The sequence below is a fragment of the Arthrobacter sp. ov118 genome (assembly GCF_900116495.1).
Taxonomy (GTDB): Bacteria; Actinomycetota; Actinomycetes; order Actinomycetales; family Micrococcaceae; genus Arthrobacter.
In genome coordinates this window covers 365,598-384,378 of sequence record NZ_FPAY01000001.1, presented here as the reverse complement: position 1 = coordinate 384,378, position 18,781 = coordinate 365,598, and the positions used below count along the sequence as shown (strand labels likewise).

The window sequence follows — 18,781 nt, the reverse complement described above, 5'->3', positions numbered from 1 at the left end:
GCGGCGAATGCGGCTGCGCCGGAATGAGTGTTGGATGAACGCCGTCCGCACCACCCTTGGCGCCTCCCGGCTTGCCGGTTAGGCTGTCCCGGTGACTAGGCCGTCGTACCTCGTGGAACAGCTGACCTTGCCTGCGGGCCTGGAGGCCGGTGATGTTGCTGCCAACGCAGCGGAGTTCCTTGAATTCATGGAACTCGCGGACGAGCTCGTCCTGCAGACCTGGGGAAACCTGGACCGATCATCGTCCCCGGCGGCACGCCTGCAGCACTGGCGGGACAACCCCTACAGCCGGGTGCGCCTCCACTTCGTCCGGGTCGACGGGCGCATGGCGGGCAGCTCATGGATCCGCTGCGAACTGCAGGACAACCTCAGCAGCGCCCTCCTGCAAGTCAACGTCCTCGATTCCTTCGCCGGGCGGGGGATCGGCCGGACACTGCTGGAGCACGCCGAAGCACTGGCCGCGGCCGAGGGCCGGACGATTCTGCAGACCTTCACGGAGCACCCGGCCGATTTCGACGTCGACGGCCCTAACCTCATCAAACCCGCGACCGGGACCGGGGCGCTTCCTGCCGGTGCCCGCGGCGCCAGGTTCGCCGAGCAGGCCGGATACCGCCTGGAGCAGGTGGAGCGCTTCAGCTCCCTGGAGATCCCGCCCGCCGCGGACCTTGACGCCTTGGAGCGGGACGCCCTTACCCGCGCAGGGGACTACGAACTCCTGCACTGGACCGATGCCTGCCCGGATGAACACGTCGCCCAGCTCGCCGTGCTGATGTCCCGCATGAGCACGGACGCCCCCACCGGTGCGCTGAGCTACGAGCCGGAAATCTGGGACGTCGCGCGCGTACGCCACGTCGAGGACACGTGGCGGCAGGCGGGCCAGTCCTCCCTCGTGGCCGCGGCCCGGCACCGGTCCACGGGCGAGCTGGCCGCCTACACTGTCCTCCAGGTTGCGGCCGACAAACCCTGGCTGGCAGACCAGGACGACACCCTTGTCGCGGCCGGCCACCGGGGCCACCGGCTGGGCATGCTGATCAAGATCCTCAATCTGCGCCGGCTGCGGAACGGCCACCCCGCCGTGCGGCGTGTCATCACCTTCAACGCCGCCGAAAACGACCATATGCTCGGCATCAACGTTGCGCTGGGGTTCAAACCCGCCGGCTACGACGGGGAATGGCAACGGACTACGGCCGCCACTGATGGGCACGCCCCGGACTGATGCCCGCAGCGACCGGGCACCGGCCGCGGAAACTGCCCGGCGCCACCACGGAGGATCACTAATGGAGGGGTACCAATGGAATAGGGGACCAAACCGGCATATGCTGGCGGTTGAAGGCCCGGTTCGTGCCGGGCCGAACCGGTGGTGGGCGGCAGAACGGCTGGGGTGGTGCCCTCTATGGCAAGCGATGTACGGATTGAGCAGCTGTGGATCCCCGATTCCCTCGATGGACCCGATGCCGCTGACTTTCTCGCCGCAGTCGAGGTGGGACGCAGGGTCCGGATGCAGACTTGGGGCACCGATGACCTCGCGTACGCGCCGCTGGAGAAGCTGCTGGAGATGGCGGACCCCTACGAACGCCAAGTGATCCTCGTGGCCAAGGTCGACGGCCAGATCGTCGGGACGGCGGACATCGCCCTGCCGCTCGTGGACAACCTCGACCTCGCGGAGTTCACCCTCGATATCCTTCCGGAATTCCGGCGCCAGGGAGTGGGGCGGCAGCTGCTCGAGGCCGCGGAGCATCTCGCCCGGGACGAAGGCCGCCACACGATCCTGATCGACACCAACCACCCGGGATCGACGCTGACGGATCCCGATGCCGAGCAGCTCGTGCCCGGCAGCGGCGTCGGGTTCGTCCCCCTGGGAAGCCGCGAGGTGGAATTCGCCCGCCACACCGGCTACACCCTCCAGCACATTGAACAGTTCAGTTCCTGCTCGCTGCCGCTGGACAGCAAACTTGTCGCCGAACTGGAGACTGAAGCCGAGGAAGCCAACGCCGGCCGCTACCGGCTGCACCACTGGACGGACCGCTGTCCCGACCAGTGGCTCGAGGCCGTTGCCGCCCTCGAGAACCAGGCCGGCGAGGATGAAGTGCCGGGGCCAGACGCCAAGGAGATGGTGTTCGACGGCGGCATCCTCCGGGAAGCGGAAGAGGTCGCCATCGCGCAAGGGCGCCGGACGGTGGTAACCGCCGTCGAACACATCGCCAGCGGAACGCTGGTGGGCCTGACCACCATCAGCGTCCTGGCGCTGCGCCCCGACGTCGTGTTCCAGGACGACACCGTGGTACTGCAGGAACACCGCGGCAACAAGCTCGGCCTGCTGATCAAGGTCGCCAACATGGAACGGCTCAGCGAACAGTTCCCGGACGCGCGCGTCCTGTACACCTGGAACGCCCCGGAGAACCGTTACCTCCTGAAGGTCAACCAGCAGCTCGGCTTCACCACGGCCGGCGTGACAGGGCTCTGGCAGAAAGAACTGCCCGACTTCGGCCCGTCTGTCAGTTGAGGGCTCTGTCAACTGAGGGCTCTGTCAGGAGAGAGCGGGTGCCCGGCCCCGATTTGGACCACACGCGCGTGTCCCGTAAGCTTGAACTACCAAAGACCGTCGGTTGTTGGAAATCCACTCTCCCAAGCAAAGCTCACCTCTGCAGCCGCGCCGGGAGAACGCAGTGGCTTTCCGGACGAAGGACCCTGAACATAGGGCGGCCGGCGCAGGTGAACGAAGCAAAGCTCCGCGGTCATGGACTGCGTCGAGACAAGCCCCGTGCATCTGCGCGGGGCGTTTTTAGTTTTAGCTCTCTTGAGCGGGGACCCGGACACACCGGCACTATCCCCGGAAGGAGGGTTATGGCAACGCCTAGCAAGGTTTCAGCAGTAGCTGAGATCACTAACGATTTCAAGGAATCGACCGCCGCTGTCCTGACCGAATACCGCGGGCTCACCGTTGCACAGCTCAAGCAGCTGCGTGTTTCTCTCGGCCAGGAAACCAAGTTCTCGGTCGTCAAGAACACCCTGACCGCCATTGCAGCCAAGGAAGCTGGTGTCGAAGCATTCGACGGTCAGCTTGCCGGCCCCACTGCAATCGCGTTCATCAAGGGTGACGCAGTTGCCGCTGCCAAGAGCCTGACGGATTTTGCCAAGACCAACAAGCAGCTGGTCATCAAGACCGGTTACTTCGAGGGCAAGGCACTGAACGCCAGCGAAGTTGCTGCCCTGGCAGCACTCGAGTCCCGTGAGCTGCAGCTCGCCAAGGTTGCAGGGGTCCTCAAGGCTCCCGCTGCCGCTGCTGTACGCATCATCGACGCACTGCGCCTCAAGCTTGAAGAAGAGAACGGTGCACCGGCAGCTGCCGAAGCACCCGCCGCTGAAGAAGCTCCCGCAGCAGATGCAGCAGCCGAGGCCGAAGCACCGGCCGAAGCCGCAGCCCCCGAAGAGAACTAAACCTCTTCTCCAAAAGACTCCGGTGCGACAGCGAGCCCCAAGGCCGCCGGGCACCACTATAGGAAGGACGCCACACCATGGCGAAGCTCAGCAACGAAGAGCTCATTGAAGCTTTCAAGGAACTGACCATCATCGAGCTCTCCGAGTTCGTCAAGCTCTTCGAAGAGACCTTCGAAGTTACCGCTGCTGCTGTTGCAGTCGCCGGCCCCGCCGGTGGCGCTGCCGCTGAGGAAGCCGAAGAGAAGACCGACTTCGACGTCATCCTCGAAGCTGCTGGCGACAAGAAGATCGCAGTGATCAAGGAAGTTCGCGCCATCACCTCCCTGGGCCTCAAGGAAGCCAAGGACCTGGTTGACAGCGCACCCAAGGCTGTTCTCGAAGGCGCCACCAAGGAAGCTGCCGAGAAGGCAAAGGCTCAGCTCGAAGAAGCTGGCGCCACCGTTACCCTCAAGTAACTTTTGCCGTCCGGATCCTTCGCGGTCCGCACTGCTTACAGGAAACCCCGTCCACCTCAGGTGGGCGGGGTTTCCTGCGTCTGGCCCACAGCGATGCGACGAGCAGCCCCGCGGCTAACAGCAACGCGGGGTCACTTACGGCCCAATCCAGGCGTCGGATTGGGCCGTAGGTGACCCCGCGTTGCTGTTAGTACGCGTGGGTTAGTTGGGTTAGTTGGGTTCGGTGATATCAGCGACGACGGCGCCCAGCGCCGCCGTCAGGGCGTCGGCGTCCACGAACGCGCTGTAGCCGTGTTCCCCGGCACCCATGGAGATCCGCCGGCCCGTGATGGTCAGGTCGGCGTACACCGGCCAGGGGCGGCTGCTGCCCAGCGGCGTGATCGTCCCGCGCTCGTACCCCGTGGCCTCGAACGCGGTGTCCGCCGCGGGGAGTGAGAGCTTGTTGACGCCCAGCAGCGCCCGCAGCTTGGGCCAGGAGATCTGCCGGTCGCCCGGGACCAGGGCGAACAGGAAGCTGCCGTCCTTGTGCTTGACCACGAGCGATTTCACGATGTCCGAGGGGCGGATCCCGAGGATCCCGGCCGCTTCCTCAAGGCTGCGGGCCCCAAGGCGTTCCACGATCTCGACTTCCAGGCCGCGGGCCGCGGCGTCGGCCAAGAACCGCTCGCGGCCGCCGCCTGTTGTCCTCTGCTCTGCCATTCCGGTCAAAACCTCTCCCTGGCTCCTCCTGCGCCGGTTCCCTGCTCTGGCGCCGCTGACGGTTTAGTCGCGGTACAGCAGCAGCGCCTCGCCCTGGCCGCCTCCGCCGCACAGGGACACGGCCGCCTTGCCGGCGCCCCGGCGCTTGAGTTCGTGGGCCGCGTGCAGGGCCAGCCGGGCGCCGGAAGCGCCGATCGGGTGGCCCAGGGCGATGGCGCCGCCGTGGATGTTGCACTGTTCGAGCGGGTAGTCGAGGTCCTTCAGGGACTGCACCGCCACGGAGCCGAAGGCCTCGTTGATCTCAATGAAATCGAGGTCGGCGGCGGACCAGCCGGCCTTGTCCAGGGCGCTCTTGATGGCATTGGACGGCTGGGAGTGCAGCGAATTGTCCGGCCCGGCGACCTGGCCGGGCTTGCCGACCACCGCGAGGTAGTCGAGGCCGTGATCCTCGGCGAACTTCCGGCTGCTGAGCACCAGGGCGGCAGCGCCGTCGGACAGGGGAGAGGAGTTGCCAGCGGTGATGGTTCCGTCCGTGGCGAACGCCGCGCGCAGCCCGGCCAGCGATTCAACAGTGGTGTCCGGCCGGACGCCCTCGTCGGACGTGACGGCGATTGGGTCGCCCTTGCGCTGCTGGACGCTCAGCGCGACGATCTCGCCGTCAAAGACGCCGTCCTTCGCGGCCCGGGCGGCCCGCTGGTGCGACGCGGCCGCCACTTCATCCTGGGCAGCCCGGTCGATGCCGAGGACCAGGTTCTTGCTCTCCGTCGACAGCCCCATGGACTGCCCATCGAAGGCGTCGGTCAGACCGTCGTGCGCGGCAGCGTCGAGCGCCTGGACCGTGCCGTAGGCCCAGCCCTGGCGGGAACCCGGCAGCAGGTGCGGGGCCCGGGTCATGGACTCCTGGCCGCCGGCCACCACCACGGTGGCGTCCCCGCTGCGGATCATCCGGGCGGCGTCGATCACCGCGGTCAGGCCCGAGAGGCAGACCTTGTTGATGGTGACCGTGGGAACGTTCCAGCCGATGCCGGCACCGACGGCGCTCTGGCGCGCCGGGTTCTGGCCGGCTCCGGCCTGCAGGACCTGGCCCATGATCACAGTGTCCACCTGCTCCGCTTTGACGCCGCTGGCGGCTAGGGCCGCCCGGATGGCATGGGTCCCAAGTTCGACGGCGGTGAAGGTCGCCAGCTGTCCGTTCAGGCGTCCCTGGGGAGTGCGGGCGGCGGCGAGGATTACAACATCGTTGTTGTCTGCAGGATTGCTCATGGTCTTCTCTTCCGATCTACGAACGACTTATTACATACGTTATCGTGAGCCCGATCACCTATCCATTCGATGGTGGCCGGGGGCGCCCGGCGTTGCCACGGCGCTCGTCCAGCACTACGGCAGCACCTCCGGCAACCCGGCCGCCCGATCCGGCCGGCGGTCCCGCCGTCGAGCCTGGGGACCGCCGGCCAAAACTTTGTGCTTGCAATCCCGCCGGAAGTGGGGTAGACAAGTAGGTTGCTTTGCCGTATCGTAGATATTTGCGTCTTCCCTGTTTACCTTCAGCCTTCATATAGCGGTGGGCTTAGCCTGACAGCTGTTCCATCAATGTGCCGTCTATAACGTGCACCAGCATGGGCGGTGCGGGTCCCGGGTCATATAGCGGAACCGGACTGGTAGCACTGCGGAGTCATTCCGCAGCGTACATAACGGGGGAGATCTGACAACGCCTGAAGGTCTGTGGAAGGATCCCTCTTGGTCGCCTCGAGCACCTCTAATGTAAACAACGCTACCGCTATCAATGCCGACAGCACCGACGGTGCAACCCGCCGGCTCTCATTCGCAAAGATTCACGAACCCCTTGATGTTCCGAATCTGCTCGCCCTGCAAACTGACAGCTTTGACTGGCTGGTCGGAAACGAACGCTGGCAGGCGCGCGTGGCGAAGGCCGTCGAAGAAGGCGACCTCAGCGTCGCCACCACCTCGGGTCTGTCTGACATCTTCGAAGAGATCTCCCCGATCGAAGACTTCCAGGGCACCATGTCCCTGAGCTTCTCCGAGCCGGAGTTCGCTGACCCCAAGTACACCATGGCCGAGTGCAAGGACCGGGACGCAACGTACTCGGCTCCGCTGTACGTCAAGGCCGAATTCATGAACAACAACACGGGCGAAATCAAGCAGCAGACCGTGTTCATGGGTGACTTCCCGCTGATGACCGAGAAGGGCACCTTCGTCGTCAACGGTACCGAGCGTGTCGTTGTCTCCCAGCTGGTCCGCTCCCCGGGCGCCTACTTCGAGCGCACCGCGGACAAGACCAGTGACAAGGACATCTTCACCGCGAAGATCATCCCCTCCCGCGGCGCCTGGTTCGAACTTGAAATCGATAAGCGCGACCAGGTCGGCGTCCGTCTTGACCGCAAGCGCAAGCAGTCCGTTACCGTACTGCTGAAGGCCCTCGGCTGGACCGAAGGCCAGATCCTCGAGGAATTCGGCCAGTACGACTCCATGCGTGCCACGCTGGAGAAGGACGCCACCGAAACCCGCGAAGACGCGTTGCTGGACATCTACCGGAAGCTGCGCCCGGGCGAGCCGCCCACGGTTGAGGCTGCCCAGTCCCTGCTGGACAACCTGTACTTCAACTCCAAGCGCTACGATCTGGCCAAGGTCGGCCGTTACAAGATCAACCGCAAGCTCGGCATCGACCGCTCCCTTGGCGACAAGGAAGCTTCGGTCCTGCATGTTGAAGACATCGTGGCCATGATCAAGTTCCTGGTTGCGCTGCACGCCGGCGAGAAGACCCTCATGGGCAAGCGCGACGGCCAGGACCACGAGCTGCGCGTCGAGATCGATGACATCGACCACTTCGGCAACCGCCGCATCCGCGCTGTCGGCGAGCTCATCGAGAACCAGGTCCGCACCGGCCTGTCCCGCATGGAGCGCGTTGTCCGCGAACGCATGACGACCCAGGACGTCGAGGCCATCACGCCGCAGACCCTGATCAACATCCGTCCCGTGGTGGCAGCCATCAAGGAGTTCTTCGGAACTTCCCAGCTGTCCCAGTTCATGGACCAGAACAACCCGCTCTCCGGCCTGACTCACAAGCGCCGCTTGTCCGCGCTGGGCCCGGGCGGTCTGTCCCGTGACCGTGCAGGCATGGAAGTCCGTGACGTGCACCCGTCCCACTACGGACGCATGTGCCCCATCGAAACTCCTGAAGGCCCGAACATTGGTCTGATCGGTTCGCTGGCTTCCTACGGACGCATCAACCCGTTCGGCTTCATCGAGACCCCGTACCGTACGGTCGCCGAAGGCGTCGTTTCCGATGAGGTCAAGTACCTCACGGCCGACGACGAGGCCGAGGTCCTGATCGCCCAGGCCAACGCCCCCCTCGACGAGAACAAGCGTTTCGCCGAAGAGACCGTCCTGGTCCGTGCCCGCGGTGGTGGAGGCGAGCCCGTGCTGGTTCCCGCCGCCGACGTCGAGTTCATGGACGTCTCCCCGCGCCAGATGGTGTCCGTGGCTACCGCCCTGATCCCGTTCCTCGAGCATGACGATGCCAACCGTGCACTCATGGGTGCCAACATGCAGCGCCAGGCCGTGCCGCTGGTCCGTTCCGAGGCACCGTTCGTCGGTACCGGCATGGAACGCGCCGCCGCCGTCGACGCCGGTGACGTTGTCATCGCGAAGAAGGCCGGTGTGGTCACCGAGGTCTCGGCTGAGCTGGTCATTATGCTCAACGACGACGGCACGGAAACCAACTACCGCATCAACAAGTTCGCCCGCTCCAACCAGGGCAACTGCTACAACCACCGTGTCCTGGTGAACGAAGGCCAGCGCTTGGAAGTCGGCGGCATCATCGCTGACGGCCCGGCAACGGACCAGGGCGAGCTCGCCCTCGGTAAGAACCTGCTCGTGGCATTCATGTCATGGGAAGGCCACAACTTCGAGGATGCCATCATCCTGTCCCAGCGCATCGTGGCCGAGGACGTCCTGTCCTCCATCCACATCGAGGAGCACGAGATCGATGCCCGCGACACCAAGCTTGGTGCCGAGGAAATCACCCGTGACATCCCCAACGTGTCTGAGGAAGTCCTGGCAGGCCTGGACGAGCGCGGCATCATCCACATTGGTGCCGAGGTTGAGGCCGGCGACATCCTGGTCGGTAAGGTCACCCCCAAGGGCGAGACCGAGCTGACCCCGGAAGAGCGCCTGCTCCGCGCCATCTTTGGTGAGAAGTCCCGCGAAGTGCGCGACACCTCCCTGAAGGTTCCGCACGGCGAGTCCGGCACCGTGATCGGTGTCCGCGTCTTCGACCGCGACAACGACGACGAGCTGCCCCCGGGCGTGAACCAGCTGGTGCGCGTGTACGTTGCTGCCAAGCGCAAGATCACCGACGGCGACAAGCTCGCCGGCCGTCACGGCAACAAGGGTGTTATCTCCAAGATCCTCCCCATCGAGGACATGCCCTTCCTTGCCGACGGCACCCCCGTTGATATCGTCCTGAACCCGCTGGGTGTTCCGGGCCGTATGAACGTCGGCCAGGTGCTGGAAACGCACCTCGGCTGGGTTGCCAAGACCGGCTGGAAGATCGAAGGCGAGCCCGAATGGGTCAAGCAGCTGCCGAACCTGCCGCGCGAGAGTGGCCAGACCACTGTCGCAACGCCGGTCTTCGACGGTGCGCGTGAAGAGGAAATCACGGGCCTGCTCGATTCCACGAACGTCACCCGCGACGGCGACCGCCTGATCAACTCCTCGGGCAAGACCCGTCTGTTCGACGGCCGCTCCGGCGAGCCGTTCCCGGATCCGATCTCGGTCGGCTACATGTACATCCTGAAGCTCCACCACCTGGTGGACGACAAGATCCACGCACGCTCCACCGGCCCGTACTCCATGATCACGCAGCAGCCGCTGGGTGGTAAGGCACAGTTCGGTGGCCAGCGCTTCGGTGAAATGGAAGTGTGGGCGCTCGAAGCTTACGGCGCCGCCTACACGCTCCAGGAACTCCTCACGATCAAGTCGGATGACATTCACGGTCGCGTGAAGGTCTACGAAGCCATCGTCAAGGGCGAGAACATCCCGGAGCCGGGCGTTCCTGAGTCCTTCAAGGTCTTGATCAAGGAAATGCAGTCGCTGTGCCTGAACGTGGAAGTGCTTTCCACGGACGGAACCACAATTGAAATGCGTGACTCTGATGACGCAGTCTTCACGGCTGCGGAAGAACTGGGCATCGATCTGTCTCGTGCAGAGCCCAGTTCCGTAGAAGAGGTTTAGCAGGGCCCGACGGCGGGCGGCACCCCGTCCGCCGTCGGATCCTCCCTCTTCCCGTAACCAAGACTTCAGAATTTAGAGAACAAGAGAGAACAGGGACCATATGTCCAGCGAATCCTCCTTCGGCCTCATGCAGATCGGCCTCGCCACCGCGGAAGACATCCGCGGCTGGTCGTACGGCGAGGTTAAGAAGCCGGAAACCATCAACTACCGCACGCTCAAGCCCGAGAAGGACGGACTCTTCTGCGAGAAGATCTTCGGCCCGTCCCGCGACTGGGAATGCTACTGCGGCAAGTACAAGCGCGTGCGCTTCAAGGGCATCATCTGTGAGCGGTGTGGCGTTGAGGTCACCCGCGCCAAGGTGCGTCGTGAGCGCATGGGCCACATCGAGCTCGCCGCCCCGGTCACGCACATCTGGTACTTCAAGGGTGTGCCCTCCCGTCTGGGCTACCTCCTGGACCTGGCACCGAAGGACCTCGAGAAGGTCATCTACTTCGCCGCCTACATGATCACGAGCGTCGACGCCGACAGCCGCCACGAAGAACTGCCCAACCTCCAGGTTGAGCACGACATCGAGAAGAAGCAGCTGATCGACAACCGCGACTCCGACATCGCCACGATCGCCCGCGACCTCGAGAACGAGCTCGCCCGCCTCGAAGGCGAAGGCGCCAAGGCTGCCGACAAGAAGAAGGCCCGTGACTCCGCCGACCGCCAGATGGCGAACGTGCGCAAGCGTGCCGACGCCGAAATCGAGCGCCTCGAGCAGGTCTGGGACCGCTTTAAGAACCTCAAGGTCGCAGACCTCGAAGGTGACGAAGGCCTGTACCGCGAACTGCGCGACCGCTACGGCATGTACTTCGAGGGCTCCATGGGTGCCGAAGCCATCAAGAAGCGTCTTGAGAGCTTCGACATGCAGGCCGAGTCGGACATGCTGCGCGACATCATCGCCAACGGCAAGGGCCAGCGCAAGACCCGCGCCCTGAAGCGGCTCAAGGTGGTCAACGCCTTCCTGACCACCAACAACAGCCCGCTCGGCATGGTGCTGGACGCCGTCCCGGTGATCCCGCCGGAACTGCGCCCGATGGTCCAGCTGGACGGTGGCCGCTTCGCGACCTCCGACCTCAACGACCTCTACCGCCGCGTGATCAACCGCAACAACCGCCTCAAGCGCCTGCTTGACCTCGGTGCCCCGGAGATCATCGTCAACAACGAGAAGCGCATGCTTCAGGAAGCTGTTGACAGCCTCTTCGACAACGGCCGCCGCGGCCGCCCGGTCACCGGACCGGGCAACCGTCCGCTGAAGTCCCTGAGCGACATGCTCAAGGGCAAGCAGGGTCGTTTCCGCCAGAACCTCCTCGGCAAGCGCGTCGACTACTCCGGCCGTTCGGTCATCGTTGTCGGCCCGCAGCTGAAGCTGCACCAATGTGGTCTGCCCAAGCAGATGGCCCTGGAGCTCTTCAAGCCGTTCGTGATGAAGCGCCTGGTTGACCTCAACCACGCACAGAACATCAAGTCGGCCAAGCGCATGGTCGAGCGTTACCGCCCGCAGGTCTGGGACGTCCTCGAAGAGATCATCACCGAGCACCCCGTGCTGCTGAACCGTGCACCTACCCTGCACCGTCTCGGCATCCAGGCGTTCGAGCCGCAGCTCGTCGAAGGCAAGGCAATCCAGCTTCACCCGCTGGTTTGTGGCGCCTTCAACGCCGACTTCGACGGCGACCAGATGGCAGTCCACCTGCCGCTGAGCCCCGAGGCCCAGGCCGAGGCCCGCATCCTGATGCTGTCCTCGAACAACATCCTGAAGCCGTCCGACGGCCGCCCGGTGACCCTGCCGTCGCAGGATATGATCATCGGCCTCTACCACCTGACCACCAAGCGTGTCGGTTCAGCTGGCGAAGGCCGGATCTTCTCCTCGGTTGCGGAAGCCATCATGGCCTACGACCTGCACGAGCTGCACCTGAACTCCAAGGTGAAGATCCGCCTCGAGGGCTTCGTGCCCTACGCCGGCTGGGAAGCACCGGAGGACTGGGAGCCCGGTCAGACCGCACTGGTCGAAACCTCGCTCGGCCAGGTCATCTTCAACCAGACGCTGCCCGCGGACTACCCGTGGGTGGAGGATGTTGCCGACAAGGGCGAGCTGTCCCGGATCGTCAACGATCTCGCCGAGCGCTACCCGAAGGTTGTCACCGCGGCAACGCTGGACAACCTGAAGGATGCCGGTTTCTACTGGGCAACCCGATCAGGGGTCACCGTTGCCATCTCCGACATCGAGGTGCCCAAGTCCAAGCCGGAGCTCCTCGCCGGTTACGAGACCATGGCCGCCAAGATCCAGGGCCAGTACGACAAGGGCCTGATCGACGACGACGAGCGTCGCCAGGAACTGATCGAGATCTGGAACAAGGCAACCAACGAAATCGCCCAAGCGATGCGCGACAGCCTCTCGCCGATGAACACCATCAACCGCATGGTGTCCTCCGGTGCACGTGGTAACTGGATGCAAGTCCGTCAGATCGCGGGTATCCGTGGCCTGGTGGCCAACCCGAAGGGCGAAATCATCCCGCGTCCGATCAAGTCCTCCTACCGTGAGGGCCTGTCGGTGCTGGAATACTTCATCGCCACCCACGGTGCCCGTAAGGGTCTGGCCGACACCGCCCTGCGTACCGCCAACTCGGGTTACCTGACCCGTCGTCTGGTGGACGTTTCGCAGGACGTCATTGTCCGCGAAGAGGACTGCGGCACCGAGCGCGGCCTGATGACCGCAATCGCCGTCGCAGACGCCAACGGCGAGCTGGTCCTGGACGAAAACGTCGAGAACAGCGCGTACGCCCGCACCCTGGCCGTGGACGTCGTCGACGCCACGGGCAAGGTCCTGGCAGCCGGCGGCACTGACTGCGGCGACGTCGTCATTGCCGAGCTGTTCGCAGCCGGCATCACCGAGGTCAAGGTCCGCTCCGTGCTGACCTGTGAGTCCAGCGTCGGCACCTGCGCCCTGTGCTACGGCCGTTCGCTGGCCACGGGCAAGACCGTCGACATAGGTGAGGCAGTGGGCATCATCGCCGCACAGTCCATCGGTGAGCCCGGTACCCAGCTGACCATGCGTACGTTCCACACCGGTGGTGCAGTTTCCGCCGGCGGCGGCGACGACATCACCCAGGGTCTGCCCCGTATCCAGGAGCTCTTCGAAGCCCGTACTCCGAAGGGCGTTGCACCGATTGCTGAAGCAGCCGGCCGCATCGCCATCGAGGAGACCGAGCGGCAGATGCGCCTGGTGATCACCCCGGACGACGGATCCGAAGAGATCGCCTACCCGGTGCTGCGCCGTTCACGTCTGCTCATCGAAGACGGCGACCACGTCAGCGTCGGCCAGAAGCTCATCAACGGCCCGGTCGATCCCAAGCAGGTGCTGCGCATCATGGGTCCCCGTGCCGCGCAGAAGTTCCTGGTGGACGAGGTCCAGGGCGTGTACCGCAGCCAGGGCATTGGTATCCACGACAAGCACGTCGAGGTTATCGTCCGCCAGATGCTGCGCCGCGTCACGGTCATCGAGTCCGGTGATTCGGATCTGCTGCCCGGCGAGCTTGCCGAACGCAGCCGCTTCGAAGATGCCAACCGCCGCGTTGTGTCCGAGGGCAAGGCGCCGGCCTCAGGCCGTCCCGAGCTCATGGGTATCACCAAGGCGTCCCTGGCGACCGAGTCCTGGCTGTCCGCAGCTTCCTTCCAGGAGACCACCCGCGTCCTGACGCAGGCGGCCATGGAAGGAAAGAGCGACCCGCTGCTCGGCCTCAAGGAAAACGTCATCATCGGTAAGCTCATCCCGGCCGGCACCGGTCTGCCGCGCTACACCGAGGTCACCGTGGAGCCCACTGAAGAAGCAAAGGCCAACCTCTTTACTGGCCCCAGCGCATTCAGTGACTTCTCCTACGACACCCTGGGTGGCGACGGGGCTCCCGAGTTCCACGCCATCCCGCTGGATGACTACGATCTCGGCAGCGACTTCCGCTAACGGCTAACAGCAACGCGGGGTCACCTACGGCCCAATCCGCACCATGGATTGGGCCCGAAGTGACCCCGCGTTGGTGTTTAAGGGCCGGGCCGTAGCAACCGGAAACCCCGCCGATTAAGGGCTGGGAGCGGCCCGTGGTAGACTGGAGACTAATTGTTATTGTGGCAGTGGATGAGTGCGCCGGTTTCAGTCAGACAGCTTGTAGCTGCAGGGCTGGGCCAGGACGACGTTTCCGGTTTGCAGGGTTCTTGTGCAACGTATGCCACATTTTCGCATGCCTAGGGACAGTTCGGGTCGAAAGTCCTGGAGTCCCGGCGTGCGGTCCGACTATTAAGGCTTCGCCTCAGCTGCTCTGGAGAGAACTTCAAAGCTCGGGCGGCGAGGCGCAGCGACAAGAGAGCGGCCGCCAACGGCCGCTCCGGATAAAACGGAGAACACGAGAGTGCCTACGATTAACCAGCTGGTCCGCAAGGGCCGCACGCCGAAGGTCAAAAAGACCAAGGCCCCCGCGCTTAACGGCAGCCCGATGCGCCGCGGTGTTTGCACCCGCGTTTACACGACCACCCCGAAGAAGCCGAACTCGGCTCTGCGTAAGGTTGCACGTGTGCGCCTCAACGGTGGCATTGAAGTCACCGCTTACATCCCCGGTGTAGGCCACAACCTGCAGGAGCACTCCATTGTGCTCGTCCGCGGCGGCCGCGTGAAGGACCTTCCGGGTGTCCGCTACAAGATCGTCCGTGGCGCCCTCGATACCCAGGGTGTCAAGAACCGTAAGCAGGCCCGCAGCCGCTACGGCGCAAAGATGGAGAAGAAGTAATATGCCTCGCAAGGGTCCGGCCCCCAAGCGGCCGCTCGTTCTAGATCCCGTTTACGGCTCCCCGCTGGTCACGCAGCTCATCAACAAGGTGCTGGTTGACGGCAAGAAGTCCACCGCAGAGCGCATCGTCTACGGTGCCCTCGAAGGTGCTCGCGCCAAGTCCGGCGGCGACCCCGTTGCAGCCCTCAAGAAGGCCATGGACAACGTCAAGCCCTCGCTTGAGGTTCGCTCCCGCCGCGTTGGTGGCGCCACCTACCAGGTTCCGGTTGAGGTCAAGCCCGGCCGCTCCACTGCCCTCGCCCTGCGCTGGCTGGTCGGCTACTCCAAGGCCCGCCGCGAAAAGACGATGACCGAGCGCCTCCAGAACGAGATTCTGGATGCCTCCAACGGTCTCGGTGCCGCTGTGAAGCGTCGCGAAGACACCCACAAGATGGCCGAGTCCAACAAGGCCTTCGCACACTACCGCTGGTAATACTTCCCGGACGCCGCCGGCTCAACCGAGCCGGCGGCGAACGTGCAGTCCATCCGAAAGGGAGACACCGTGGCACAGGACGTGCTTACCGACCTTAGCAAGGTCCGCAACATCGGCATCATGGCCCACATCGATGCCGGCAAGACCACCACTACCGAGCGCATCCTGTTCTACACGGGTGTGAACCACAAGATCGGCGAAACGCACGACGGCGCTTCGACGACTGACTGGATGGAACAGGAAAAGGAACGCGGCATCACCATCACGTCTGCCGCCGTGACCTGCTTCTGGGAAAACAACCAGATCAACATCATCGACACCCCCGGCCACGTTGACTTCACGGTCGAGGTTGAGCGCTCCCTGCGCGTCCTCGACGGCGCAGTCGCCGTGTTCGATGGCAAGGAAGGTGTGGAGCCGCAGTCCGAGACTGTCTGGCGCCAGGCCGATAAGTACAACGTTCCGCGCATCTGCTTCGTCAACAAGATGGACAAGCTCGGCGCTGACTTCTACTTCACCGTCGACACCATCGTCGGCCGTCTCGGTGCCAAGCCGCTCGTCATGCAGCTGCCGATCGGCGCCGAGAACGACTTCATCGGCGTCGTCGACCTCCTCTACATGCGTTCGCTGGTCTGGCCCGGCGACGCCAAGGGTGACGTCACCATGGGTGCCAAGTACGAGATCCGCGAGATCCCGGCTGACCTCCAGGCGAAGGCCGAAGAGTACCGCGCAACTCTCGTCGAGACTGTTGCCGAGTCCTCCGAGGAACTCATGGAGAAGTACCTCGAGGGCGAAGAGATCACCATCGATGAGCTCAAGGCCGGCATCCGCAAGATGACGATCAACTCCGAGCTCTACCCGGTCTTCTGTGGTTCCGCATTCAAGAACCGCGGTGTCCAGCCGATGCTCGACGCAGTGGTTGACTACCTGCCGAACCCGCTCGACGTCCCGCCGATGATCGGTCACGATCCGCGCGACGAAGAGAAGGAACTGACCCGCAAGCCTTCTTCCGAAGAGCCGTTCTCCGCACTGGCCTTCAAGATCGCTGCACACCCCTTCTTCGGCCAGCTCACCTTCATCCGCGTGTACTCCGGTCACGTGGAAGCAGGCGCGCAGGTGGTCAACTCCACCAAGGGCAAGAAGGAGCGCATCGGCAAGCTGTTCCAGATGCACGCCAACAAGGAAATGCCCGTCGAGGGCGCTACCGCGGGGCACATTTACGCAGCGATCGGCCTCAAGGACACCACCACCGGTGACACCCTGTGCGATTCCAGCAACCAGATCGTGCTGGAGTCCATGAGCTTCCCGGAGCCCGTGATCTCTGTTGCCATCGAGCCGAACACCAAGGGTGACCAGGAGAAGCTCTCCACGGCCATCCAGAAGCTCTCCGCTGAGGACCCGACCTTCCAGGTCTCCCTCAACGAAGACACCGGCCAGACCATCATCGCCGGCATGGGCGAGCTCCACCTGGACATCCTGGTGGACCGCATGCGCCGCGAATTCAAGGTCGAGGCTAACGTTGGCAAGCCGCAGGTTGCTTACCGCGAAACCATCAAGCGGACTGTAGAGCGTCACGACTACACGCACAAGAAGCAGACCGGTGGATCGGGGCAGTTCGCAAAGATCCAGATCGCGATCGAGCCGCTGGACACCGCCGAAGGCGAGCTGTACGAGTTCGAGAACAAGGTCACCGGTGGCCGCGTTCCGCGCGAGTACATCCCGTCCGTTGACGCCGGTATCCAGGATGCGCTGAACGACGGCGTCCTGGCCGGTTACCCGGTTGTCGGCATCAAGGCGACGCTGATTGACGGCGCCTACCACGATGTGGACTCTTCGGAAATGGCGTTCAAGATCGCCGGCCGTATGGCTTTCAAGGAAGCCGCACGCAAGGCGAACCCTGTCCTGCTCGAACCGCTGATGGATGTCGAGGTCCGCACCCCTGAGGAATACATGGGTGAAGTTATCGGTGACCTCAACTCCCGCCGTGGCCAGATGCAGTCCATGGAGGATGCCCAGGGCGTCAAGGTTATTCGTGCGCACGTTCCGCTGTCCGGCATGTTCGGCTACATCGGTGACCTGCGCTCGAAGACCCAGGGCCGCGCTGTGTACTCCATGACGTTCAACAGCTACGCCGAGGTCCCGAAGGCAGTTGCCGACGAGATCATCCAGAAGAGCCGCGGCGAGTAGTCCCTAGGGCACATCGCAGCAGCAAAAACTTGGATGCGTTTCCGCCAGCGGAGACTCATCTGGTGCAAGTGGCCGGACTCCGGTCAGCTGTAGTCCGGCAAGGCCGGAGTTCGGCCGCCTGCACGAACAGGCTCTAGGCACTAGCATTAGTACCTGAATCTGCAATTTCACCAATCCAAAGCCCCCCAAGTAGACTTACTGGAGTTTCTGCCGCGACAAGCGCGGTCGAAGGGTAAGTCATTTGAAAACGTTCTAGGAGGAACCTGTGGCAAAGGCAAAGTTCGAGCGGACTAAGCCGCACGTTAACATCGGTACCATTGGTCACGTTGACCACGGTAAGACGACGCTGACGGCCGCCATTTCCAAGGTGCTGTACGACAAGTACCCGACTCTCAACGAGAAGCGTGACTTCGCGTCGATCGACTCTGCTCCCGAAGAGCGTCAGCGCGGCATTACCATCAACATCTCCCACGTTGAGTACCAGACCGAGAAGCGCCACTACGCACACGTAGACGCTCCGGGTCACGCTGACTACATCAAGAACATGATCACCGGCGCAGCCCAGATGGACGGTGCAATCCTCGTGGTTGCCGCCACTGACGGCCCGATGGCCCAGACCCGTGAGCACGTTCTGCTCGCCCGCCAGGTTGGTGTTCCCTACCTGCTGGTCGCGCTGAACAAGGCTGACATGGTCGACGACGAGGAACTCCTCGACCTCGTCGAAATGGAAGTTCGTGAGCTGCTCAGCTCGCAGGGCTTCGACGGCGACGAAGCTCCGGTTGTCCGCGTTTCGGGCCTGAAGGCTCTGGAAGGCGACCCGGTTTGGGTCAAGTCCGTTGAGGACCTGATGGCAGCTGTGGACGAGTCCGTTCCGGACCCCGTACGTGACCGCGACAAGCCGTTCCTGATGCCGATCGAAGACGTCTTCACGATCACCGGCCGTGGCACCGTTGTTACGGGCCGCGCCGAGCGTGGAACCCTCGCCATCAACTCCGAGGTCGAGATCGTCGGCATCCGCCCGGTCCAGAAGACCACGGTTACCGGTATCGAGATGTTCCACAAGCAGCTCGACGAAGCATGGGCCGGCGAGAACTGTGGCCTCCTGCTCCGCGGTCTGAAGCGCGACGATGTCGAGCGTGGCCAGGTTGTCGTCAAGCCGGGTTCCATCACCCCGCACACCGACTTCGAGGCTAACGTCTACATCCTCTCCAAGGACGAAGGCGGACGTCACAACCCGTTCTACTCCAACTACCGCCCGCAGTTCTACTTCCGCACCACGGACGTTACCGGCGTTATCACCCTGCCGGAAGGCACGGAAATGGTTATGCCGGGCGACAACACTGAGATGACCGTTGCGCTCATCCAGCCGATCGCAATGGAAGAGGGCCTCGGCTTCGCTATCCGCGAAGGCGGCCGCACTGTTGGTTCGGGACGCGTCACCAACATCATCAAGTAGTACTTGC

Annotated in this window: 12 protein-coding genes; 10 read left to right on the top strand and 2 right to left on the bottom strand. The window is 63.8% G+C overall.

Annotated elements, in window-relative coordinates; all coding sequences use genetic code 11:
• The first annotated feature begins 91 nt into the window (after window positions 1-91).
• The 4 genes from BM372_RS01745 to rplL all read left to right on the top strand — a co-directional run bounded on the left by BM372_RS01745 (window position 92) and on the right by rplL (window position 3,893).
• Complete coding sequence (locus BM372_RS01745) at window positions 92-1,216, top strand: GNAT family N-acetyltransferase (protein ID WP_090950968.1); 1,125 nt, start codon at window positions 92-94, stop codon at window positions 1,214-1,216.
• A 177-nt stretch (window positions 1,217-1,393) separates the two neighbouring features.
• The gene (locus tag BM372_RS01740; RefSeq protein WP_090950965.1) at window positions 1,394-2,503 is read left to right on the top strand and encodes a GNAT family N-acetyltransferase; all 1,110 of its coding nucleotides are present in this window, start codon (window positions 1,394-1,396) and stop codon (window positions 2,501-2,503) included.
• A 341-nt stretch (window positions 2,504-2,844) separates the two neighbouring features.
• Entirely contained in the window at window positions 2,845-3,438 is a 594-nt protein-coding gene (gene rplJ, locus BM372_RS01735) for a 50S ribosomal protein L10 (RefSeq protein WP_090950962.1), read from the top strand.
• 77 nt (window positions 3,439-3,515) lie between these two features.
• Window positions 3,516-3,893 (top strand): 50S ribosomal protein L7/L12, encoded by a 378-nt coding sequence (gene rplL / locus BM372_RS01730; RefSeq protein WP_003803837.1) that lies wholly within the window; start codon window positions 3,516-3,518, stop codon window positions 3,891-3,893.
• Window positions 3,894-4,103: 210 nt separating this feature from the next.
• Here the strand turns inward: rplL and BM372_RS01725 are convergent, their stop codons facing one another.
• Both BM372_RS01725 and BM372_RS01720 read right to left on the bottom strand, forming a co-directional pair.
• Window positions 4,104-4,592 (bottom strand): aminoacyl-tRNA deacylase, encoded by a 489-nt coding sequence (locus BM372_RS01725; RefSeq protein ID WP_090950960.1) that lies wholly within the window; start codon window positions 4,590-4,592, stop codon window positions 4,104-4,106.
• A 63-nt stretch (window positions 4,593-4,655) separates the two neighbouring features.
• The gene (locus BM372_RS01720; protein ID WP_090950957.1) at window positions 4,656-5,855 is read right to left on the bottom strand and encodes an acetyl-CoA C-acetyltransferase; all 1,200 of its coding nucleotides are present in this window, start codon (window positions 5,853-5,855) and stop codon (window positions 4,656-4,658) included.
• A gap of 474 nt (window positions 5,856-6,329) precedes the next feature.
• Here BM372_RS01720 and rpoB point away from each other — a divergent pair, with 474 nt between their 5' ends.
• The 6 genes from rpoB (at window position 6,330) to tuf (ending at window position 18,774) form a co-directional block, all read left to right on the top strand.
• Complete coding sequence (gene rpoB / locus BM372_RS01715; protein ID WP_090950955.1) at window positions 6,330-9,845, top strand: DNA-directed RNA polymerase subunit beta; 3,516 nt, start codon at window positions 6,330-6,332, stop codon at window positions 9,843-9,845.
• A gap of 100 nt (window positions 9,846-9,945) precedes the next feature.
• Window positions 9,946-13,845, top strand: a complete 3,900-nt coding sequence (locus tag BM372_RS01710) for a DNA-directed RNA polymerase subunit beta' (protein WP_090950949.1) — start codon at window positions 9,946-9,948, stop codon at window positions 13,843-13,845.
• A 442-nt stretch (window positions 13,846-14,287) separates the two neighbouring features.
• Entirely contained in the window at window positions 14,288-14,662 is a 375-nt protein-coding gene (rpsL, locus tag BM372_RS01705) for a 30S ribosomal protein S12 (RefSeq protein ID WP_018773658.1), read from the top strand.
• A gap of 1 nt (window position 14,663) precedes the next feature.
• Window positions 14,664-15,134 carry a 30S ribosomal protein S7 gene (gene rpsG / locus BM372_RS01700; protein ID WP_026531948.1) on the top strand — a complete coding sequence of 157 codons (471 nt, stop codon included), beginning with the start codon at window positions 14,664-14,666 and terminating at the stop codon, window positions 15,132-15,134.
• 69 nt (window positions 15,135-15,203) lie between these two features.
• A complete protein-coding gene (gene fusA / locus BM372_RS01695; RefSeq protein WP_090950946.1) occupies window positions 15,204-17,318 on the top strand; it encodes an elongation factor G in 2,115 nt (704 codons plus the stop codon).
• Window positions 17,319-17,583: 265 nt separating this feature from the next.
• Window positions 17,584-18,774: an elongation factor Tu gene (tuf, locus tag BM372_RS01690; protein WP_090950943.1), complete on the top strand. Its 1,191-nt coding sequence runs from the start codon at window positions 17,584-17,586 to the stop codon at window positions 18,772-18,774.
• The last annotated feature ends 7 nt before the right edge of the window (window positions 18,775-18,781 follow it).